General features: G+C 65.7%; 13 protein-coding genes. 11 read left to right on the forward strand and 2 right to left on the reverse strand.

The features are described 5' to 3' along the window. Window positions 1-68: 68 nt before the first annotated feature. Both RVX_RS16025 and RVX_RS16030 read right to left on the reverse strand, forming a co-directional pair. Window positions 69-2,900 carry a glycosyltransferase family protein gene (locus tag RVX_RS16025; protein WP_116307757.1) on the reverse strand — a complete coding sequence of 944 codons (2,832 nt, stop codon included), beginning with the start codon at window positions 2,898-2,900 and terminating at the stop codon, window positions 69-71. A 39-nt stretch (window positions 2,901-2,939) separates the two neighbouring features. Next, on the reverse strand, window positions 2,940-8,570 hold the full coding sequence (locus RVX_RS16030) for a methyltransferase domain-containing protein (protein WP_172596644.1): 5,631 nt from the start codon (window positions 8,568-8,570) through the stop codon (window positions 2,940-2,942). Window positions 8,571-8,847: 277 nt separating this feature from the next. Between RVX_RS16030 and RVX_RS16035 the strand changes: the two genes are divergently transcribed. From RVX_RS16035 to RVX_RS16085, 11 genes are all read left to right on the forward strand, one after another. Next, entirely contained in the window at window positions 8,848-9,597 is a 750-nt protein-coding gene (locus tag RVX_RS16035; RefSeq protein ID WP_116307755.1) for a cytidylyltransferase domain-containing protein, read from the forward strand. A 3-nt stretch (window positions 9,598-9,600) separates the two neighbouring features. Further along, entirely contained in the window at window positions 9,601-10,590 is a 990-nt protein-coding gene (locus tag RVX_RS16040) for a Gfo/Idh/MocA family protein (protein ID WP_116307754.1), read from the forward strand. Continuing rightward, entirely contained in the window at window positions 10,587-11,540 is a 954-nt protein-coding gene (locus RVX_RS16045; protein ID WP_116307753.1) for a polysialyltransferase family glycosyltransferase, read from the forward strand. Before RVX_RS16040 ends, RVX_RS16045 begins: the two co-directional genes overlap by 4 nt. Continuing rightward, window positions 11,537-12,838 (forward strand): DegT/DnrJ/EryC1/StrS family aminotransferase, encoded by a 1,302-nt coding sequence (locus RVX_RS16050; RefSeq protein WP_116307752.1) that lies wholly within the window; start codon window positions 11,537-11,539, stop codon window positions 12,836-12,838. Before RVX_RS16045 ends, RVX_RS16050 begins: the two co-directional genes overlap by 4 nt. Window positions 12,839-12,877: 39 nt before the next feature. Then, window positions 12,878-14,740 (forward strand): asparagine synthase (glutamine-hydrolyzing), encoded by a 1,863-nt coding sequence (asnB, locus tag RVX_RS16055; protein ID WP_420192384.1) that lies wholly within the window; start codon window positions 12,878-12,880, stop codon window positions 14,738-14,740. A 26-nt stretch (window positions 14,741-14,766) separates the two neighbouring features. Next, a complete protein-coding gene (locus RVX_RS16060; protein WP_116307749.1) occupies window positions 14,767-15,465 on the forward strand; it encodes an N-acetylneuraminate synthase family protein in 699 nt (232 codons plus the stop codon). 65 nt (window positions 15,466-15,530) lie between these two features. Beyond that, a complete protein-coding gene (locus tag RVX_RS16065; RefSeq protein WP_116307748.1) occupies window positions 15,531-17,036 on the forward strand; it encodes a glycosyltransferase family 2 protein in 1,506 nt (501 codons plus the stop codon). 232 nt (window positions 17,037-17,268) lie between these two features. After that, the gene (locus RVX_RS16070; protein WP_172596643.1) at window positions 17,269-18,159 is read left to right on the forward strand and encodes a class I SAM-dependent methyltransferase; all 891 of its coding nucleotides are present in this window, start codon (window positions 17,269-17,271) and stop codon (window positions 18,157-18,159) included. Between the two features lie 102 nt (window positions 18,160-18,261). Next, a complete protein-coding gene (locus RVX_RS16075) occupies window positions 18,262-19,668 on the forward strand; it encodes a sulfotransferase (RefSeq protein ID WP_147307541.1) in 1,407 nt (468 codons plus the stop codon). A gap of 91 nt (window positions 19,669-19,759) precedes the next feature. Beyond that, entirely contained in the window at window positions 19,760-22,135 is a 2,376-nt protein-coding gene (locus tag RVX_RS16080) for a PEP-utilizing enzyme (protein WP_172596642.1), read from the forward strand. Next, the gene (locus RVX_RS16085) at window positions 22,132-22,764 is read left to right on the forward strand and encodes a gamma-glutamyl-gamma-aminobutyrate hydrolase family protein (protein WP_116307744.1); all 633 of its coding nucleotides are present in this window, start codon (window positions 22,132-22,134) and stop codon (window positions 22,762-22,764) included. The genes RVX_RS16080 and RVX_RS16085 overlap by 4 nt, the downstream gene beginning before the upstream one ends. The last annotated feature ends 16 nt before the right edge of the window (window positions 22,765-22,780 follow it).

The following is a 22,780-nucleotide window of genomic DNA, read 5'->3' on the forward strand; positions in this document are numbered from 1 at the left end:
AGACGCCCCGACAGGCTTCGGGGCGGCATGCCGTCATGGCGGCCAAACCGGACTGCCTGCCCGGACATCTAGACCAGGTCGAGTATGCTCGCCGCCCGCCGGTCGAAGGTTTCGCCCGCACAGCGCTCGCGCGACAGCGAGGCCATCTCGTTCCGGGCCGCCTCGTTGGCGAGGTAGTATTCCACCTTGTGGCGCAGGTCTGTGGGGCTGGCGTAGGTGACCACGCCAAGCTCCTCGATGCCGGGCACCGCGTTGCTGATCTGAAACTGCCCCAGCAGGCCGAGGTCGTAGGTGCGGTTGTTGATGAACCCGTCCCGCACCATGGCCGGATGGTGGTCGTTCAGGTTGATGCGGGCCATGCCGTAGAAACGCGGCAGCATCTCCTGCGGGATGTTCCGCTCCAGCAGCATTCCTTCCGGCAGATACCCATCCCAGTCTCGCCCCACCACCCGCAGCGTGCCGCCGCACCCGGCGTCCAGCACGTCCTGGACGATCCGGCGGCGGCTGTTCTCCTTGTAGGCATAGTTGTTGCCCACGAACAGCAGGTCCAGCCGCTTGGGCACGTCCACGGCGTTGCGCACCACCAGCGGGCTCGCGGCCTGCGGCAGGTAGTGGCACGGCGTGGACGTGATCGGCCCGATCTGGCGCAGGAAGGTGGCCGACGCGCACAGCACGAGGTCGTAGCTGTCCAGTTCGTCCCGGGTGATCAACTCCGGGTGGCTGATGATCCACAGCACGTTCCTGGACCCCGGACGGGGATAATGGCGGTAGACGCCCCGAATGTGGATGGCCACGTCGTGCCCGGACCGGGCGTGCCATTCGTCCTTGAACAGCACCTCCACATCGTTGCCCAGCCGGGCCAGGGCCTCGGCCAGATCTCGCCCGAAGGCCGTATCGCCCCACCCCTGGTCATGCCGCGACGGCGTGCAGATGCGCACCGCAATGCGCCGCCGCGGGGCGTTGACCGGCCGCCGCGGCAGATGGCGCATCCGGTAGCGACGCCACCAGGCGGTCAGCGCCTCGCCGTAGGCGGCATCTGGCGCAAGGTCGCCCGCGGCCCGCGCACGCCGGGACAGCCCTTCGGCCATGGCAACCTCGCCGCCAGCGCCATCCGCCCCGGACGTGTCGATGATGTCCGGGGCCACCAGCCCTTCCCAGCGGGCGCGCAGGCGCGCGTTGTTGGTGTTGATGGCCACGGTGCGCTCATGTCCGCTCTTGCCCTCGTGGTGCACCACCACGCTGGCCGGCTCGTAGACAACCGTGCGGCCCAGTTGCCCCAGCTTGAAGCACAGGTCCACGTCTTCGGAACCGTTCCAGTACCCGGTGTCGAACCCACCCACGTCGGCGAACGACGCGGCGTCCACCAGCATGCACGCGGCGGTGACGGCTTGCATGGACATGGCCCGGACCGGGACGGCCATGGACGGGGATTCTCCGATGAAGGCGTGGCGGGGCAGCAGCGAGGTAACGCCGCGCCGCTCCACGATGACCACGCCCGCATGCTGCACCGTGCCGTCGGGGAACAGCAGGCGGCTGCCCACCGCGCCCACGCCGGGCCGCGCGGCCATGGCCAGCAGGGGCGGCAGCCAGCCGGGCTGCACTTCGGTGTCGTTGTTCAGGAACAGCAGGTACGGGGCAGTGGCGGCGGCGGCCCCCGCGTTGCAGGCCCGCGCGAAGCCTTCGTTGCGATCGTTGCGGATCACCCGTACCCGCCCGGCGTATCTATCCAACAGCCGGGGGGTGTCATCGGTGGATCCATTATCCACCACTATGACCTCGCACGGTTCCGGGGTGTTGCGAAACAGTACGTCGAGGCACGTCGCCGTGAAGTGCACCTGGTTGAAAACCGGAATGACGATGGACACTACCGGTGGCCGCCCCAAGGCATGGCTGGGCACCGCCGTTGCGTCGGCCGTGCCCTCGGGCGCATGCGCCGCCCGGCTGGCAGCCTGTTCGACGGCGAGGGCCTGCGTGGTCCGCAGGTGCGCGTGAATGACCCCGGCCAGTTCCCTGGCCCGGATATCGTAGGTGTGCCCGGCAAGCACGCGCGCGCGCAGATCGTCCACGGTATGCTGGTACAGCTCCGGATCGTCGAGGTACCGCGACAGTTCGCCGCGCAACCCCTCGGGCGACGTGTAGACCGGCAACCGGTTGTCGAACAGCTCCGCAGAACCGGTGGCGCTGTTGGTGATCACCAGGATGCCCGAGGCCAGCGCGTCGAAAACCCGACTGTTGACCGAACCCCATTCCTTGGTGACGCTGTTGGCGTCGTCCACCAGCAGCCGCGCCTGGTTGTAGACGCGGGGCATGGCGTGGTAGGGCGCGAACCCCTTGTAATACGGCTTGAACCGGGGGTGATCCTCCCAGTTCTTGCCGTACAGGGCAAAGCGCAGCCCGATGGCGTCGGGGTCGATCAGCTCGATATCGCGCGGAGCCCCCCAGTAGCTGCCGGTGAACACGTAATCGTACAGCTTTTCTTCGCTGCGGGGGCGGAACCGGGTGTGATTTGTGGCGATGCGCAGCAGCGAGGATTCGTACCCGTAGGTTGCCTTGATGTGCGCGACCGACTTCAGCGACGAGCACAGCCGGATGTCCCACATGCCGAAATGCGCCTTGCCCGCCCACCGGTCGAACCAGTTGCGCATCCAGCAGATCTTGATCAGGCTCGCCGCCCTGGTTCCCAGCCGCGTGGGGTCGTAATGGTCGGTCATGGCGATGACCGCGTTGGCATCGCCCACGTCGTACCACTGCGGGGTCGGCAGCCAGACCACCTCCCAGCGAAGCAGCCGACGCAGGGCGCTGCCCAGTTCGAGAGCGGTGAAATAGTCACCCGCGGCCACGTCGGGACCGGCCTCGGTGACGGCGAAGGCAACCTTGAACGTACGGGGGGAGTGGCTCATGGATGGTTGGGCTCCGTGCGCAGAGAGGCGGGACGGGCTTCAGGCCGCCTGCTTGAATGCGAAGGCGCAGGCGTACTGGGTATGGCCTTCAGCCGCCAGCCGCGCATCGAATTCCAGCAGGTCTTGCAACAACGCCGCATCGCGCGTGTCGTCGAAATTGGCGATGGCGTCCTTCAGGGCCAGGTTGTACACCACGCCGCCAGTGGCGATGACGTGCACCCCGGGAAACATCTCGCGCAGGGCAGGGATGATGCTGTCGCTGTCGGCCGCCTCGGAGGGGTCGACGGCGATCATCTCCGCCAGGTCCGGGCGGGTGATCCTGTCGGGCAGCAGCCTGTCCGGGCGCTCGGGATCGCGTCGCAGCCGTTCGGGCAGGGCGCGGCGTACCCGGCTGGCGATGTCCAGTTGCACGTCGGGCCACTGGAAGCGCGTGGCGCCCACGTAGTCGTCCACCACCAGCAGGCCGCCGGGGCGCAGCCGGTCCCGGCTCCATGCCAGGGCCTGCCGCACGTCATGCATGTGGTGCAGGGCATTATTCCAGTAGACAAGGTCATAGGGCTCGCCCTGCTCTCCGGGTGCGGGGGTGAAGGCGTCCCGCGCGTGAAAGCGGACCCTGTCCGCCACCCCTTGCTGGCGCGCCGCCCCCATGCCGATGGCCACCCGCTCCGCGCTGATCTCGTACAGGTCGAAGCTGCCCACAATGCCCCGCTCCAGCAGGCCCAGTTCCTTGGAGGCGCAGCCGCAGCCAACGGACACCCCGCGTGCCAGCGGATGTCCCCCGGCCAGTTCGCGCATGCGCACTTCCAGCCCCGCCCACGGGCCGTCCAAGGGTGCCCCGCACACCAGCCCGTTGCAATGGCGCAAAATGGCCGGGTGCATCCACCAGCGGGTGCGGTGCGCGCCCCGCGGGGTGGACCAGTACCGTGCCGTGGCGCGCAGGGCCTGCTCCGTCGCGCCGCCAGACCCGGCACCCGCGGTTCCCCTGGCCGCCCTGGCTGATGTCCGGGCACGCGAGCCGGAGCCTGCATCGACGGTTTCGGGGGACGCCGCCCTGCGGCACAGGAACAGCTGCCCTCCGCCAAGGCGCATCCGTTCCGTTTCTTCCTGGCTGAACAACTGGCCCGTGTCCACGTGGGTCACGTCGAATCCCGCGTCGCGCAACCTGTCCATGATGTCCATGCCGTAATAGCGCACGTGGTCGGACTGGCCGTAGCGGCGGGTACGCTCAGCGGGATCGGTAATGGCAAGATCCTCGTCGGTGGTCGCGCCGCGCAGGGGCACCACGACAATGGCCACGCCGTCCCTTTTCAGAACCCGGTGCAGTTCTCGCATGGCCTTGCGATCGTCGGGCACATGTTCAAGCACATGCGAGCAGTACACCACGTCGAAGCTGGCGTCGGCGAATTGCAGGGCGGTGATGTCCGCGCGCACGTCGGCACGCGGGTCGAGCAGGTCCGCCGTGACGTAGCCTGCACCCAACAGTTTCCGGAAGTGCTGTTCCAGGCAGACTTCGGGCGCGAAATGGAGCATCCGCAGGCCCGACGAGGCGAAGAAGTCCGTGTACCTCTCCAGGAACAGCCACAGCGACCGATGCCGCTCCAGCGATGTGCACCCCGGGCACAGTGCCGCCGGGCGAGGCGGCGTGCCGAAGGCGCGAAACGCGGCATTCCCCCCGCAAATGGGGCAACGGTTCACGCCCTCTCCCGCCGGTGCAATCGCCGGACCGGGGTGCGGATCTTCGGAAGTTTCCGTTCCGGCTTCCCTGACGGGGGCTTGCGCCGCCCGCCCGTTGCCCGTGCGTGCAGGGGCCTGCCCGCGCAGATGGTCGGCCAGGGCGTCATTGAGAATGGACAGGTCGAATTCGCGCAACACCCTCTGGCGGGCGTTGACGGCAAAGGTCTTGCGAATGGCGGGATTCTTCAGCAGCACCCGCAGGTAGCCGCTTATCTCGTCCACGTTCCGCTCCTCGGCCAGGAATCCTGTTTCGCCGTGGGCCACCAGTTCCGGAATGCCGGAATGCCACGAACTGACCACGGGCAGCCCGAGGGCCTGGGCCTCGATGAGGCTGACGGGCACGCCCTCCTGGTCGCCGTTGGCGGCAGTTACGCTGGTCAGCGCGAAGATGTCGGCCTCGGCCATCTCGCGCCGTACCCCCTCGTTGGGCAACTGTCCGAGGAAGACGACCTTTTCGGCCACGCCCAGCGAGGCGACCAGGGCGCGCAACTCCGGTTCCAACGGGCCGTAGCCCACGATGCGGTATTCGGCGTCCAGCCCGGCCTGGGCCCTGGCGAAGGCAGCCAGGGAATATTCGAGCCCCTTCTTTTCCACGAAGCGCGCCACGCTGAGCACGCGCACCCTCGCCCGCCCGTCCTCACGCGGGACAGGCGCGAACGCCGTCGTGTCCTTTCCGTAATGGTGCACCACGACCTTCGCCTCCGGGCAGCCGTACTGCACCAGCGTGTCCTTCATGAACTGGCTGGGCGTGGTGATCAGGTCCGCACGGGCGAACAGCCCGGCATACACGTCGGCACCCTTGACCCGGAACGTGGCCGAGCCGTCGTAGCCGTGAAACGACACCGCCACGCACAGGCCGGGGTACACGCTGAACAACGGCTCCAGCTTGCGGAAGTTGGGGCCGAAGTGAATCTGGATGGCCGCCGCATCGTCCGGCGGGACGAGGCCGTTGTCCCGCAGAAAACGTTCGGTCCACTTGTGCGGGTCGCCACGCAGCGAATCCGGCGGCAGGGTGATGTACCGCGTCTTTTCCAGCAGCTGGTACCGCCGCACGTTATCGTGCACCACCGGTTCGTCCATGCGCTGCAGCGACCAGTGCTCCACGCCCAGCCCCCGGTCCATGAGGCCGGTGATCTGGTCGAGAATGAAGGTCTGCGACAACACCGGGAACTGGTCGGTGACGATGATCACCCGCGGCCCCGGCTCGTTGGCCAGGACGGATGCGCCGGATGCGGACGTCGCCTTTACGGCGGAGTTGGCGGGTGCCACGGCCGTCCCGGCAAGTCCTGTAATCATGGGGTTCCTGGAAAAATCATCTGGCACGGCGTCCGTGCGCAGCAGTTCCTGGTAGAAGGGGAACAGGTCCCGCGTGAGGCCCTCGCGCGTTTCCGCGGCCATGGGCGCGCGGCGCAGCCACAGGCCCATCATCTGGGCCAGGGAAGCGTTCCAGCCGCCCAGGGCGCCCACATGTGCATCCTTAAAGCCCGCCTCTGCCAACAATCGCTCCATGGCGTAGGGCGTGTAGCGGTAGTGGTCGTGCGGGGCGTCGTGGATGGGCCAGAGGTACGGCGTGGTGAAGAAGAACGCGCCGCCGGGCGCCAGGACGCGCCTGATCTCCTTGAGCACGGCCAGCGGATCGGGGCAATGCTCCAGAACCTCCGTGGCCATGGCGCAGTCCACTGAGGCGTCCGCCAAGGGAATGACGGTGCCGTCCCATGTGATGTCGGGCTGTTTTCTGTCGGCGTACTTGCCCGTGGCGAAATCGAGCCCCACGTAGCGCGTGATCTTGCCGTTGCGGCCAAGGATATGCTCCCGGTAGGGCATCTGGCCGCAGCCCACGTCCAGGAGCGTGCCCCGGAACAGCGGAATGGCCTGGTTGAGCCGTTCGAGAATCCTGGTGCGCACCACGTAGAGGTCCGCGAATTCCGGGGAGAGCTGGGGGTCAAGGAACGGATCGCCGGGGGGCGGAGTTTTGACGCCCTGCCCCGGGGCCTGTTTTCCGGTCCTGGTCGGCATCTCGCACCACACGCCCGTCCCGTCGATATCCTTGACGTCGAAGAAGAGGTCGTGCCGGACGGAAAAGTCCAGGATGGCTTTCTTGCAGCCGTCCCAGGCGCCCCAGTCGTCGATCTGGATCAGGGCGCGGCCATCCAGCTGTTCAAAGAGGTTGTCCAGGATGGTCATGGTGGAGGAATACCAGTCCGCATCCATGTGGAGCATGGCGATCCGCCCGATCTCCTCGCGATGGACCGGCAGCGTGGCTTCGAACAGTCCCTTGCGGGTCGCCACGATGCCGCCCACTCCCAGGCGCTCGCACTGGGCCCGGACAAACTCCTCTGGAGCGGCGCAGGTGGCCGTACCCCATCCGGTCTCGTCGGCCGGGACGCCGTTGGCGGTGTCCACATCCTCGGGGTCGGGCATGCCCGTGAACGTGTCGAAGGCGAAGACCCGGCGCGGCATCTTGCTGTGTTTCTGCACCACCAGGGCCAGCAGCATGGTGGAACCGCCCGCCGCCACGCCGCACTCGACGATGTTGCCGGGAACGTTTTCGCGGCACACGCGCATGGCCAGGTCGTACAGCGAGCGGGCTCGCTTGATGTTCAGCCGCGTGAAGGGCCGGACGGTGTTGTAGAGGTCGATGAATTCCTTGTCCGCCTCGTTCGTGGCCACATGGGGCTTGAAGACGTCGCCGCCGAGTTCCTCAAGCATGGCAGTGGCCTGGGCGTTGTCCGGAAAGTGCCGCAACTCCTCCTTGAGGGCCTCACGGGCTCCGTGCTCGTTGCCGACAGACAGGAAGTAGCGGGCGCGGATGACGTCCACGTCGCGCATGCGGACGTGGCGGCGCTTGAGCGCGTTGGTGAATTTGAACGCTTCGTCGTGCCTGCCGACGGTGGAGCGAGCCAGGGCCTTGGCGAAGAGCTCGACGTTGTTCAGGGCGTCGATCTTGTTGACGGGATACCACGTTCCGGAAGGCGCCTTGCGGATGTTCCAGCCCAAAAGCTCCGCGATCTCCTCGGGCTTTTTCCGGTTCTCTTCGCCAAGGGCCTGACGGGCCCAGTCAACGTGGGTCGTGGCGTCCTCCGGCTCGGTGAAGAAGAAGGGATACCGATTCCGGCAATATTCGGTAAAATCCATTGTTTTCAGCACGTTCGTGACGTTGCCGTATCTCAGGTGGTGGGGGTGCGTGTCCAGTTCCTGCTTCTGGTATCCGCAATCCTTGCCCCAGTAGGAAACCTTGCACCCGCAATACGAAGCATAGGCCAGATGCGAGCCCGGCGTGTTCGTCGTCACGAACTCGAACTGCCCGAACACGGCGTGCATGCGCTCCAGGGCGTTCCTGTCGTAGGTCCAGGCCCCGGTGATCCAGGGTATGCCCGCGGCTTCGAAGGCCTCGATCCAGTTGCCCTTCACGGCGTCCTCGTAGCCGATGGACGCGACGACGAGCGGAAACCGCTCTTTCAGCTTCACGACGAAATCGACGTACGGCAGACTCCGGCCGCTTATGCTGTATTTGGCGCACTGCGTGATGTGCTGCGGGAACACGATGATGCTGCCTGGGATTCTCTGCAGCGGCGCCGCGCTCGCGTAGATGAACGGCGTGCCCGCCGCCACGGCTCTCTTGTAGCCGTGCCCGTGCAGGAACTTCTCCTGCTCCTTCGTGGCCACCAGATTGCTCATGCCTATGCGCTCCGCGTCAACCAGGACGCCCGGTTCGGACAAATCCCTCCACAGCCAGCCGTGTATCCACGTGGCGGCGGAATAAAGGGGCTTTTCCAATCCCAGGGCACGGGCAATGCGGTGGCTCGCCCCGTAGAAATCCACCTCGCCGTTCCACCTCTCATGGTATTCGATGGGCGGAAGATTGGCCACGATGTGCTCTATCTTGGCAAAGAGAGCCTTCGCGTTCGTCGCCTGGCGGAAAATGGGTTGGCTCATTTCGTTCTCCTGGACTGATGGAATCCTTAAAGGCAGAGCGCATGCCGGTCGCATGCATCGTCGCCCGGCACGGTCGGAAGATTCGGAAGCGACGCAGAAACTTGCAAATTACATGCCCGCACATCGAATTCCTGACACTGGCATCGCCTTTGCAAAGGCTGCGTGACACAGTCAAGTCCGGGGCAATGCCGCCGCCGGACGCTTGTGCGCGCTCCCGGCACGTTTCCGGGCCACGGGGCGAAGACAGACGGGAAACCGCATGCAAGGATGAACCCTGGTGAACAAGAAACCACAAGTCAGCGCCATCATCGAAGCCCGGATGGGGTCTTCGCGCCTGCCTGGCAAGGTCATGCTCGACCTGGCCGGACGCCCGATGCTGGTGCGCATGATCGAGCGTGTCCGCCGGGCCGCGCTGGTGGACACCGTGGTCGTGGCCACCACCCAGACCCCAGCGGACGACATCATCGAGGCCACGTGCCGCAAGCATGGCTGCCCCGTCTTCCGGGGCTCCGAAAACGACATGCTCGACAGGCTCCTCGGCGCGGCCGCAACCTTCGGGGCGGACATCATCGTCCAGCTCACCGGCGACTGCCCCGCCGTGGACCACCGGCACATCGACCGGTCCGTTGCCATGTTCCTTGAAGGCAGCTACGACTACGTTTGCAACAACATGCCGCCAACGCTGCCCATAGGCTTCGATGTCCGCCTGTTCCCGACGGAGGTGCTGGCGCTCGTCGGCGAACTGACATCCGACCCCATCGACCGGGTGCACGGCAGCTACTACATCTATACCCGCCCCGAGCGCTTCCGCCTGGGCAGCTGGGGGGTCACCGAAGACATGCTCCCGAAACTGCGCCTGACCGTGGACGAATTCCCCGACTACGAGCTCATGTGCTCCGTCTTCGAGGCGCTGCTGCCCCTGGACCAGGACTTCAGCGCCGAGGACGTGGTCGCCTTCCTGCGCGACCGGCCGCAGCTGGCCTCCATCAACGCCCGCGTGCGCCAGAAGGCCCCCCAGGAGGGCTGACGAATGCCGTACAGGGCCGTGATCATCGGAGCGGGGGCCATCGGCTCGCGCCTCGACGCTCCGGAGGGGAGCGCTTGCGGGACGCGGCTGACCCACGCGGGCGGCTACCGCGCCCATCCCGCCTTCACGCTGGAGGCCATCGCCGACGCCGACGAAACCTCCGGCCGCATGGAAAGCGCCCGCTGGGGGACGCCTTTCTTCGGCGACCCGGCCCGGATGCTCGCCGACGTGCAACCGGACGTGGTCAGCATCTGCGCTCCCACGGCCAAACACGAGGAACTGGCCGCGCTCGCCATCAAATCCTCCGCCCGCGCGATTGTTTGCGAAAAACCCCTGGGTCCGGACCTCGCCTCGTCGAGAAGAATCGCCTCCATGGCAGAAGCCTGGGGCGGAGTGTTTCTCGTCAACTACACCAGGCGCTTCGTCCCCTTCTACGCCTCCCTGGCCCGCAGAATCCGCGACGGCGAGGAACTGGTGCAGAACGTCACCGTCAAATACGCCAAGGGAGTAAGCCACAACGGATCGCACGCGCTGGACCTCTCCAGGTTCCTGTTCGGCGAGCCGCTGGAAGTGCTGGCGCTCGGCCGCACGTCCGACTTCTGGGAGGCCGACCCGACGGTCTCCGCCTTCATGCGCTTTGAACGCTGCCCGCAGTTCTTCCTGCAGGGGCAGGACGAACGGGCCTTCACCTTTTTCGAATACGACATCGTGACGCGCGAGGCGCGCTATCAGGTCAACGAGGACGGCTTCACCCTCAACCGCTACGGCATACGCCACAGCCCGCACTACCGGTGCGACAGCCTCGGCATTTCCGGCCGGGAGGATACCGGCCACGGCCAGGCCATCCTCAACCTGCTCGACCACCTCCGGGAGCTGCTGGAGGCCAACGGCCGGGATGCCCCACCGCCGCGCTGCGGCGTCCGGGACGCCTTGAGAGCCCAGGAGATCGCCCACGAACTGGCCACGCAGACTCCGACTGGAGGCAGGGCGTGACCGGCTGGCGGTCGTTGGTCGGGCGGTTGAGCGAGGGTGTGGGCTGTGCCCGCCTGCTCGCGGCGGACCCCGGCGCGCTGGCCGTGCTCATGGAAATCGAGCCCGAGTTGCGCCGCCATGTCGCCTCGGTCGCCCTGCTGACCGAAGGATGGGCCCTTGGTCGGGCGGCGGAGGTCGGCGCGCGTCCCTTCCACGAGTTGCATCTTGCGGGGCTGGCGCCCGGCTCCGACCTGTGGCTGGGCGCGAGGATGGATTTCGCCCGCACCCGGGGCATCCTGAACGCATGCCGTCGGGCGGGGATCCGATCACTCTACGTGTTCGACCATTGGAAGAACTACGCATCCCCTTTCCTTGACGGCCAGACCGGCGAGGCCGTCCTGCCGGACGTCATTCTCCTGCCGGACGACGAGGCGCTCCGGGGGTTTTCCTCCGAGTGCGGACGCACGCCAGCGCTTGCCTCGCGGCTCCCCTCGGCACGCCTGGTCAGTTTCGGGCATCCCGCGCTGGAAGCCGCCGCAGACAGGATACGTCACATGGCTGACGCCCACCCTCGTACGCACGGCCGCCGCACGGCGGTCCTCTTTCTGGATCCCTCCCCCCCCGGAGGGAACTACGGCTACGCCGTACCCGACGTCATCGCCTGCCTGGCGGGCTGGATTCCGAGGCACCGCCAGGGGATCACGGTGCTCGTCAAGCCGCATCCCCGGCAGACCCCGCCCCTGACCCGGAAGGACTTCGCATCCTGGACGACCGCCGGGATCAACTTCAAGCTGGTGGACACCGCGCCGGAGGAACTCATGGCCCAGGCTGACGAAGTCTGGGGCATGACCAGCATCACCCTGCTCACGGCCCTGGCGGCCGGGCTGCCCATCATCAGCTTCCAGCCGGGCCGGAACGACGCGGGGCGACGCGAATCGAACATCTATCTGGAGAGGCATCTCGCCATATGAACGCCAAGAAACAACTGGCCTTGTTCGGCGGCCCTCCCGTCCGGGACCGCCTTTTCCCCAGGTACAACCCCATCGGGGCGGAGGAGAAGGACGCGGCAGTGCGCGTTGTCGAATCCGGGGTGCTCTCCCAGTTCATGGGGAGTTGGTGCGACGGATTCAACGGCGGGCCAGAAGTGCGCTCTCTGGAGCAGGAGTGGCTTACCCAGTTCGGCTCGCGCCACGCCGTGGCCGTCAACTCGGCATCTTCAGCGCTGGTGTGCGCCCTGGGCGCGGCTGGCGTCGGCCCCGGAGACGAGGTCATCGTCACGCCCTTCAGCATGTGCATCTCGGCGACGGCCCCCCTGTTCTGGGGGGCGATCCCCGTATTCGCCGACGTGGAGCCGCGCCACTTCTGCCTGGATCCGGACAGCGTGGAGTCGAAGGTCACCCCGAGAACCAGGGCGATCCTGGCCGTGGACATCTTCGGGCACCCCTGCGACTTCGTCCGGCTGCGCCAGATCGCCGACCGCCACGGGCTCCTGCTCATCGAGGACGCCTCCCAGGCCCCCCTGGCCCACCTTAACGGCAAGAGGGCCGGCACCTTGGGCGACATAGGCGTGTTCTCCCTCAACTGCCACAAGCACATCCATTGCGGCGAGGGCGGCGTGGCGGTCAGCGACGACGATTCCCTGGCCGAGCGCATGCGGCTCATCCGCAACCACGCAGAGGCCGTCGCCGGCCCCAAGGGCGAGACAAACCTCGTGAACCTCGTCGGCCACAACATGCGCATGACCGAGATCGAGGCCGCCATCGCCAGGGAACAATTGAAAAAGCTCCCCGGGCTTGTGGAGAAGCGCAGGGAGAACTGCGCCCGCACCGTGGACCGGCTGACCCGCATCCCCGCCATCTCGTTCGGCGGCCTGAGGCCTGGTGCGTCCCATTCCTTCTACCTGCTGCCGCTGCTCTTCGACGCCCAGGAGGCTGGCTGCCCGCGCGACCGCTTTCTGGAGGCGGTGAAGGCCGAGCTGCGCCCCACGCAGGGCCGGGAGAAGGAGGGCGTGAAGCTCTACGGCGGGTACGTGAAGCCCATCTACATGCTGCCCATCTTCCAGCAGCGCATCGCCCTGGGGAAAAACGGCTTCCCGTTCTCCCTGGCCCCGCAGGTGGACTATTCGCCAGGCATCTGCCCCGTTGTGGAGGACTTGCACTCCAACGGCATTTTTTGCCATGACCTCATGCATGCGGCCATGAGCGCGCAAGACCTGGACGACGTATGCACGGCTTTCGACAAGGTGTGGGAACTGCGGCGTCATCTGTGACCCGTTCAAACGGCTCCGGCCTCCACGGGCGAGGAAGACATGTGCGGCATATGCGGGGTTAAAGGCGCCAGCCCGCCATCACCCGAAACGTTCGACAGGATGCTGTCGGCCCTGAAACACCGGGGCCCAGACCAGGACGGGCGCTACGAGCGGCCCGGCTACACCGCCGGGATGCGCCGCCTGTCCATCAACGATGTGGCGGGGGGCGGCCAGCCGCTCTACAACGCCGACAGGTCCGTGGTTCTGTTCTACAACGGCGAGATATACAACTCGCCGCAATTGCGCCGTGAGTTGGAGGCGTCCGGGACTCGCTTCCACACCACCTGCGACGGCGAGGTCATCTGCCACCTGTACGAACGCCATGGAGAAAAGGCGTTCTCGCTGCTGGACGGCATGTTCGCCTGTGCCCTGTGGTCCGAGCGGGAGCGCAAGCTCATTCTGGCCCGTGATCCCTACGGCGAAAAGCCGCTGTACTACACCGTCCTGCCCTGCGGAGGACTCGCCTTCGCCTCAGAGGTGAAATCCCTGCTGCGCCACCCGGACGTCGACCGGGAACTGGACTACCAGGCCCTCTGGGACTTCCCCACCTTCCTGTGGATTCCCGAGCCGGACACGGCGTTCCGATCCATCAAGCATCTTCCGGGCGGGCACCTGCTGATAGACGGACAGGACGGCAGAAGGATCGTTCCATATGAATGCCGGTACGACCGCACCCCGGACGTTTCCGGCCTCGCCCCCGACGACATCGTCGCCCTGGTGAGGCAGACGGTGGAACAGGCCGTCACCAGCAGGCTTCTGTCGGATGTGCCGGTGGGGTGTTTCCTGTCCGGAGGGCTGGACAGCTCCATCGTGGCCACCCTGGCCAGCCGCGCCCTCCCCAGCCTATCCACCTTCACCATCGGGTTCGAGGATCTGCACGACCCTTACCATGGTCGCAGCGACGAGTCCCCCCTTGCGGAGGCCACGGCGCGAAGGCTCGGCACCACCCACAGGACGATCCGCGTGACCGGCGGGGACTTCCGCGCGCTGCTGCCGGACTTCTGCGCGGCCGGGGATCTCCCCTTCGCTGTCTCCTCCGGGCTCGGGGTCATGGCCGTGGCGCATGAGGCGCGCAAGGACGGCGTCAAGGTGCTGCTCACGGGCGACGGGGCCGACGAAGCCTTCGGCGGCTACTCCTGGTATCTTCATCTGGACGCGATGCGAAGCCGACGGTCGGCCAAACCCGACGAAGCGCCCGTGTCCTTCCAGAACTTCGGCCTCCCCCTGGAGAAGCGCCTGATCGCCCTGGCAGGCTATGCCCCCCCCGAGAGGGCCTGGGCATGGCACTATTACGCCGCCGAATCCGAAAAACGGGCATTGTTCGCCAAGGAACCGTTCGTCGGCCTGGGCTCATCCCTGCGGCACTTCCAGGCGTACAAGGACGGCCCATGGGACTCCATCGACTACGTCCGGCAGGATCAGGCGTTCTATTTTCCGTTCGAGATGCTGGCCAAGGCAGACCGCATGACCATGGCCCGCTCCGTGGAAGGTCGCATACCTTTCGCCGCCCCCTCGGTGCAGGCTCTCGCACGGGAACTCCCCCTCCCTCTGCTCGTCCGGGACGGACAGCTCAAGTGGGTGTTGCGCCAAGCCTTCTCGGACACGGTTACCCAGGAGGTGGCCGCCCGCCCGAAACACGGCTTCAACGTCCCCATTGACCACTGGCTCAAGACGGACTGGTCCGACCTGCTCCAGGCCGCATTCTCGCCCTCCTCGGCCCTGTCGCGCCACAAGCTGCTGGCGACCGGGGCAGCAACGACGGCCCGCGAGATGCTGCACGACCGGAACAGGCTCAATGGGCACACCCTGTTTTGCTACATCATGCTTGACATGTGGCTGGACATTGCCGACTCATGGCGCTAGTCGCCATGCAACAACAGGAAATATAAATGGAAGTCATCGCAGAGATCGGACAGAACCACAACGGCGACATCGCGCTCGCCCAAAAGATGGTACGCATGGCCGCGGCCTGCGGCGCCGATGTGGCCAAGTTCCAGGTGTACGATGCCCCAGCGCTTTTCCCCAGGGAGAACAACCCCTGGTATGCCTACAACTGCCGCACGGAACTCTCCCGGCGCGACGTGGATTCCCTGGCGGAAACCTGCCGGGAGGCCGGGATCGAATTCATGGCCTCGGTCTTCGACGTCAGCCGGATCGCCTGGCTGGAAGAAGCCGGTGCAAGCCGGTACAAGGTGGCCTCCCGCTCCATCAGGGACGACGCCCTTCTTGATGCGCTGGGAAAAACGGGCAAGCCCCTCGTCGTCTCCCTCGGCTTCTGGGACCGCCCGGATTTCCCCCTCATCCCGACCCGGGCGGCGGTTGACTTCCTGTACTGCATACCGAAGTACCCGACCCCCCTGGAGGATCTCCGCCTGGGCAACGTGGATTTCGCCCGGTATGCCGGGTTCAGCGACCACACCCTTGGCATCAGCGCGGCCATGGCGGCTCTCGCACGCGGGGCACGCATCATCGAAAAACACTTCACTACGGACAAATCCATGGAGGGGCCGGACCACTCCTGCAGCATGGATTCGGAAGAGCTGACCGCGCTTTGCCGCTTCCGGGATGACCTCAAGCTCTGCATGTAGAAGATGGCGCGCGTCTTGCATGACATGCGCCAAAATCCCTGCAGCCCTGCACAAAGGGGACGTCCATGAGCAAGGCCCCGGCATCACACGAAACGGTGAAGGTTACCGTCTACATTGTCTCGCACAACTACGCGCGCTTCCTCCGGGAGGCGATCGAGAGTGTTTTCCGACAGTCTTTCGCCGACTGGGAACTCATCCTCATCGACGACAACTCCACGGACAACACCCTGGACATCATGGAGTGCTACGCCAGGATGCCCCGTGTACGGCTGCTGCACGGCCAAGGGAACGGGCTTGCCAAGGCCGCCAATCTGGCCGTCTCCGCCGCGCGCGGCGAATACCTCATCCGCCTGGACGCGGACGACGTGTTCGACGAGAACATCCTGCTCGTGCTCTCCAACCATCTGGATGCCAATCCCCGCTCGGCCCTGGCCTTCCCGGACTATTACCTCATCGACGAATACGGCTGCATCTTCGCCAACGAGAGACGGGAACAGCTCCATTACAAGAATCACATACAGGACATGCCCCCCCACGGCGCCTGTACCATGTTCAGGAAATCCGTTGTCGAGGAAGTCGGAGGATATTCCGAGGAGCTCAACGCACAAGACGGATTCTATATCTGGAACAGGATAAAAGACTCTCACCGCTGTTCCAACGTCAACCTTCCCCTGTTCTACTACCGGCGTCATGGCTACAACATGACGAACAACGCGCAGCGCATCCTGGAATCCAGACGCACCATAAAGCGGGAAGCCTGCCGCGACCGCCTGCGGGAGAACGGCCCGATCCTCGCCGTCATCCCGTGCAGACAGAATTTTGACATTTACCCGGACCTGTGGCGCCAAGAGATAGGGGGAAAAAACCTCCTGCGGCTGGCCATCGAGAAATGCCTGAGGTCGGACGTCTTCGAGTCGATCGTTGTCACGTGCGACACCACCGACGTCGGGGAAGTGCTGGCCGGCTTCTCGGACAGCAGGCTCTGCTTCGTCCAGCGGTCCGTGGAGTCCACATTGCCTTCCCGCCCGCTGGTGGACACCCTTGAGCAGGTGCTGCGCGCCAGAGGCTTGGGGGACAACGGCCTGACGACCCTGTGTTACATCCAGTCGCCCGCGACCACCACCGACACCCTGGAAGAGAGCGTCTTCACGCTGATCAACAACGAGGCCGACAGCTCCTTCACCGCGGAAGAGATCAGCAGCCCCCTGTTCACGAGGACCCCGCACGGGCTACTGCCGATCAACAACTCCGGCTTCCTCTACTCCGACTTCAACACCGTCTTCCGTGAGCTCAAGAACGTCTTTTCCGTCCGCAATGCCTGCATCCTCCGCGGGTCGACAACCGGAGCGCGTTCCGTTCATTTTGTGGTTTCCGACGATGAGTGCTTCTTCATCAACAGCAAGCGCGACCTGGAGCTGGCCAGATTTTTTTCACGAGAGAAAAACGATGCCGCAGGTCGCCAGTTGCTTCCCTTTTCGCCCGGCGTCAGGCTCGTCAGCGACCGCGCGGGAAAACACCGGCAGAGAGAAGCACTGCCCACGGGTACCGACGCCGCCGTCGGGCGTCCCTGAGCCCGGCATGCGGACGCTTTTTTCCAAGCCCCTTGCGGACATCCGCGACAAGTCCCGCAAGCTCTCCGACATGGACGACGCCTGGAGCGGGGGAATACACAAGGCCGTCGCAGCGCTGGAAGGGTGCCTGCCACGCCCCTGGTGCTGCGTGTGCCGAGCCGCCCTGGAACACTCCCCCACGTTTATCCATCGTGGGCAATCGTACAAACGGTGCGGGGAGTGCGGGCACGTCATGATCGGGTGCCTGCCGCCCGAGGGATACCCGCATTCAGGCCAGGGCGGCCTTACCTACAGCGCCGTCTACGACAAGCAGGGCGACGCGGCGACGGCCAAGCGCAGAAGCCTCGTCTATCAGCCCAAGCTCGAATGGGTTCTCTCACAGGCCGATCTGCTGGGAATGACCCGCCAATCCCTGCTGGATGCGCGCTGGGTCGAGCTGGGATGCGGCGACGGACAGTTCCTGAAATGCCTGGAAGAGGCTGGCGCGTCCCGCTTCACCGGCTTCGATGCGGACCCGGCACTGGTCGGCAGGGCCGAGGCCGCATTGACGGCCGGCAGCGCGGTCCACTCGCGGATCCCGTTGAGCGATGTGGTCCGCGCCACGCAGGCGGACATCTTCGCCGCGTTTTTCGTCCTGGAGCACATTCCGGACGTGCATGACTTTTTCACCGCCTTTTCGGACAAGCCACAAGGGACTGTTCTTGCGTTCAGCGTCCCGGTATTCTCCCTCGCCACGGCGCTGGAGAGCGCTTTCGACGTCCATGCGCCACGCAATCTGGACAGCGTGCTGCATACGCAGCTTTTCACCGAGGCATCCATCAGGCGCTGCATGGAAATCGGCGGACTGGAACCCGTCTCCCAGTGGATCTTCGGCCAGGATGCGGCCGACTTGAGGAGAATGCTCATGCAGGCGCTGGCGCGGGTCTACCCCGAACAAATGCTGCAGGAAGTGGACGAACGGCTCGCCCTCATGGAGGAAGGCCTGCAAAACGTGGTGGACAGGGCTTGTTTTTGCGACGCGCGACACATCGTGGCCGTGCGCCGCAAACGCGGCCGCAATGCTCACAGGCGGAATAGCCCGTCACAAGCCCCCCACGGCCGCGAAGCACGAGGCGCCGCATGAGCCAGAAAGCCCAGTTCAACGCAGTTCCTCCCGGTGCGGACGGCTTCCGGCGGCGCCCCGCAGAGCGCCGAGGAGTCCCGTCGGGCGGAGAATGGGGGTGGCATGCGACCTCCCTCGCTTGACGAGCTTGCCGGAAGAATCAACCTCGCCCTGCTCTTCGACCATGTGGGACGCGCCGGAAACGGCTTCTGCCTGACCGTGTTCGATCAGCACCCGCAGGTGTTGACATGCCCGTGGGTGCACTATTTGTATTCGTATTTTGTCACGGAATTCGGCGACGCCCCCGTCGTCGACTCACGCAAGGCCGTGGAGTTCCTGCAGCACAAAACCTACTTCCGATATGTCCTCAAAACCCCCGACCGGGAGATGGCCAAAACCATGCACCGGTTCGGCGCCGACCCGGACACCCCCCTCGACCGGTCCCTCGGCCGGGACGTCCTGAACACCCTCGCGCGCGCGCACGACACCGTCAGCCGGAGAGACCTTTTTCTGGCGGCGTATGCTGCGTTCGCCCTGGCCGCCGGGAGGGATCTCGGCCAGGTTCGCTACATCCTGCTTGCGGACGCGGTCAGCCTCAGAACGGAACACGTCCGCACGGGCTTCTCCGGGAAGGTTCTGGCATGCGCCCGAAACGACTTCCCTCAGGCCAGGTTTCTCAGCATGGTGCGCGACCCCAGGGCGATGTTCGCCTCCAACCGGCACCAGTTCGTCAACGCCCTCGGCAACATGTACGCCGTCGCCCCCGGAACCTTCGCCCGTAGGATCAAGGAACTCGCCACCCTTGACCAACGCATGGACAACAGCGTGTGGCTGATCTGGATGTGGTACGCTGCCGAGACCGGCAAGACCATCTCCCGCCTCAAGAAGGAACACCCGTCCCGTTTTCTCACGGTGCGCAACGAAGACCTCAACCTGCGCTTCGTCCCCACCCTTCGCGGGCTATGCCGATGGCTGGAGGTTCCCTTCCACGCCCCCTGGGCCGCACCTGACTTTGAGCCGACGATCGTCGGCAGGCCCTGGCGGGGGACAGGAGCCTACAACAGCCGCTACCAGACATGCACGAACGGCCTGCTGCTCAACGACCCCAAGGAGGTCGCCGATACGGTGACCGGGCCGAACCGCTACGTGACCGAGCGTTGGAGGACACGTTTGGCTCCCCGGGAAATGCGACTGATTGAACGGTTGTTCTCCCAAGAGATGGTGCAGCAAGGGTATGAGCCGACCCACCCCCCGCAGCCCGATACCTCCGCCGGGCTCCTCGCGCTGCTGTGGCATCCCCTGCGGGGAGAGCTCCCCTCCGTGCGTTGGCTGCGGGACGGACTTGCACAGGGCTCGGGCGAATTCGGCCGAAGGCTGTTCTACACCCTGGTCTTCCCTCTTTTCTCCGTTCTCGCCAGGCTGCAGTTTTTGCGCCTGCACAAGAAGGGCGTCTTCCGCAACCCATGGATATCAGGGCCGGACGAGACGCTCCTGCATCCTGACACGGCCGGGGAGGAACCCGCCGCATGACGCCCCGCGAAGACCGGACCGTGATCCGCCGGAGACGGGTCATCACGACTGCATGCATCAAACTTGCGCGCGTGACGGCGTGGAGTTGCCCATGAAATTCGCCACGAAAGCGGAAACGCTGCAAAGCCTGCGCGAGGCGCATCCGGAGCTGGCCATCCCCGAGCTTGAGTATTTCGACTTGCGCCAGTGGGAGGACGACGCGGAGAGCATCATCGCGAAGCTGATGGCGCGCTTCAGGCAGGGCCGCGTGGTGGTTCGGTCCAGTTCCCGGTCCGAGGATTCGCACGAGAACTCCAATGCGGGCGCGTTCCTCTCTCTTCTGGACATAGACCCCACGGAAGAGGCCCAACTGCGCCAGGCCGTCTCGTCGGTGGCGGCGTCCATGCCGGGCGATCCCCGTGACCAGGTGCTGGTACAGAGCATGGTCCAGGACATCGTCGTCTCCGGCGTCATCATGACGCGCTGCATGGAGGACGGTTCCCCCTACCTCGTTCTCAATTACGACGACGAATCCGGCCGGTCGGACCTGGTGACGGGCGGCCGCGGCGTTTCAAAGACCATCCACGTCTTCCGGGGCGTCCAGCAGACCGACCTCCGCTCCCCGAGGGTGCGGGCCATGCTCGCGCTGGCCCGGAAGGTCGAGCAGGTTTTCGGATCCACCGCCATAGACATCGAATTCGGCATCGACCGGCAAGAGCGGGTGTACCTCTTCCAGGCGCGCCCGATGGCCTCAGTCCGGGACTGGTCGCCCGAAGTGGATCAGCGCATCGCCGACCGCATCGGGTTCATCGAGGCGTTCGTTTCACGCTGCATCAAACCCAAGCCGGGCCTCCACGGCGAGCAGAGCATCCTGGGCGTCATGCCGGACTGGAACCCGGCCGAGATGATCGGCATCATGCCGCATCCGCTGGCGTCCTCGCTGTACAGGGAACTGATAACCCGGGCGGAATGGCGGCTGGCACGCGAAGCCATGGGGTACAGGACCATGCCCGCCGAAGAGCTTATGGTGCTCGTGGCGGGCAGGCCCTACATCGACGTGCGGGCCAGCTTCAACTCCTTCCTGCCGCAGGGCATCGCACCGGACATGGCTTCCGTCCTGGTGGACGCGTGGCTGGAACGGCTGCGCGCCCATCCGGAGCTCCACGACAAGGTCGAATTCAAGGTGGCCGTCACCTGCCTGGACTTCGGATTCGACGCGTTCATCGCCGAGTTCTACCCCGGCCTGCTGCCGCCCGGGGACCTGGGAGTGTACAAGGGGCTGCTCATGGGCCTCACCCGCAAGTGCCTCGACCTTTCGCCCTCCGGCACCCTGGCCACTGCGGAGGCGGCCGTGGCCGCGCTGGAAACGCGCCAGCGTTCCCGCAGCAAGACCCTCACGCCGGGCCACGAGCGCCTCTCCGTCATCAAGACCCTGGCCGAGGAGTGCCGCCTGCTCGGCACCAGACCCTTCTCCATACTGGCCCGCCACGCGTTCATGGCGGAATCGCTGCTGCGCTCCGCGGTGACCAGGGGCGCCATGGACACGGAACGGGTCACGCTGCTGCGCCGCTCCATCACCACCGTGGCCAGCGACATCACCCGGGATTTCAACCGCGTCCTGGCCGGACAGTCCTCCAGGGAAGATTTCCTTTCCCGGTACGGCCACCTGCGCCCCGGCAGCTACGACATCCTCTCGCCCTGCTACGCCGCCCGAAGCGACATCTTCGACTCCACGCCCAGCGAGCCCCCCCAGGCAGACCAGCACCAGTTCAGCTTCACCAGCCAGGAACGCAGGGCGGTCGAAAGCCTGCTGGCCGAGTCAGGACTCTGCGACATCGGCGCGGACGGCCTGCTGACCTACGTCCGGCGCGCCGTGGCCGGGAGAGAGTACGGCAAGTTCGTTTTCACGCGCAACCTTTCCGACATCCTGGAAGGTGTGGCCTGCTGGGGCGAGGAGTGCGGCTTCTCCAGGGAAAACGTTTCCTTCCTGACGTTCCAGGAGATACTTGAGCAGCTTACCGTGGGGGTACTCAAAGACAGGAAGGAACACTTCCAGGAGCTCATCAACAGGAACAGGTCACTCTTCGACCTCGGCCAAACCCTGCGCCTGCCCTACCTGATCGTGAGTCCTCGCGACGTCTACGTGGCCCCCCAGCACCGCAGCTCCCCGAACTTCATCTCGCGCAAGCGGATTGTCGCCCGCGTGGCGAGGCTGGGTGCGGAAACGCGCCAGGCCGACCTGGCTGGCCGAATCGTTTGCATCGAAAACGCAGACCCCGGTTTCGACTGGATTTTCTCCCGCTCCATTGCGGGAGTGGTCACCAAGTTCGGCGGGGCCAATTCGCACATGGCTGTGCGCTGCGCCGAATACGGCCTGCCCGCGGCCATCGGCTGCGGCGAAAAGCTGTTCGAGTCGCTCAAGCCCTCCTGCCTGGCGGAACTGGATGCGGTGGCCGGCATCCTGCGCCCCGTCACGGACCGCCCATGAGACGTATCGGAATCACCTGCCGCATCGTCGAGGCCCCGGGATACGCCGAACGCCGGGACGCCCTTGCCCATGACTGGCAAGCCTTCATGGCGGCGGCCCTGCCAGAGGCGGCATGGCTGCCCATCCCCAACCTGGGGGCGCACGTCACGGATTTCATCACCGCCTGGGGCCTGAACGGCTTCATCCTGAGTGGCGGAGAGACTCCGGGTGACTGCCCGCAAAGGGACCTTACGGAAGGTCTCATATTGGATATCGCGGTATCCCGGCGGCTTCCCGTGCTCGGTGTCTGCCGCGGGGCGCAGTGCATCAACCGTTACTTCGGCGGGGCGCTCTCGCCCCTCCCGGACGGCGGCCACCCCGGAAAACGGCACGGCATCCGCACTCTGTCAGGGAGCACGCGCGAGGTGAACTCTTACCACGCCTTCGGCATGGCACGAGGCGGGATGGGCGGCGGGCTTGCCCCCACGGCCTTCAGCGCCGAGGGCGACGTCGAGGCCTTCGTCCACGAATCCCTGCCTGTGGCCGCCGTCATGTGGCACCCCGAACGCGAACGCCCCCATCACCCTAGCGACGTGCGACTCGCGCGCGGTCTTTTTGTGGAGGAATCAGGGTGCGACCAGCAGCGATAATCCTTGCCGCGGGGCG

It is taken from the genome of Nitratidesulfovibrio sp. HK-II (assembly GCF_003402415.2).
Taxonomy (GTDB): Bacteria; Desulfobacterota; Desulfovibrionia; order Desulfovibrionales; family Desulfovibrionaceae; genus Cupidesulfovibrio.

Coding starts and splice junctions, on each gene's coding strand:
- RVX_RS16025 (WP_116307757.1), bottom strand. CDS start 2,900: ATGAGCCACTCCCCCCGTACGTTCAAGGTTGCCTTCGCCGTCACCGAG.
- RVX_RS16030 (WP_172596644.1), bottom strand. CDS start 8,570: ATGAGCCAACCCATTTTCCGCCAGGCGACGAACGCGAAGGCTCTCTTT.
- RVX_RS16040 (WP_116307754.1), top strand. CDS start 9,601: ATGCCGTACAGGGCCGTGATCATCGGAGCGGGGGCCATCGGCTCGCGC.
- RVX_RS16050 (WP_116307752.1), top strand. CDS start 11,537: ATGAACGCCAAGAAACAACTGGCCTTGTTCGGCGGCCCTCCCGTCCGG.
- asnB (WP_420192384.1), top strand. CDS start 12,878: ATGTGCGGCATATGCGGGGTTAAAGGCGCCAGCCCGCCATCACCCGAA.
- RVX_RS16060 (WP_116307749.1), top strand. CDS start 14,767: ATGGAAGTCATCGCAGAGATCGGACAGAACCACAACGGCGACATCGCG.
- RVX_RS16065 (WP_116307748.1), top strand. CDS start 15,531: ATGAGCAAGGCCCCGGCATCACACGAAACGGTGAAGGTTACCGTCTAC.
- RVX_RS16070 (WP_172596643.1), top strand. CDS start 17,269: ATGATCGGGTGCCTGCCGCCCGAGGGATACCCGCATTCAGGCCAGGGC.
- RVX_RS16075 (WP_147307541.1), top strand. CDS start 18,262: ATGCGACCTCCCTCGCTTGACGAGCTTGCCGGAAGAATCAACCTCGCC.
- RVX_RS16080 (WP_172596642.1), top strand. CDS start 19,760: ATGAAATTCGCCACGAAAGCGGAAACGCTGCAAAGCCTGCGCGAGGCG.
- RVX_RS16085 (WP_116307744.1), top strand. CDS start 22,132: ATGAGACGTATCGGAATCACCTGCCGCATCGTCGAGGCCCCGGGATAC.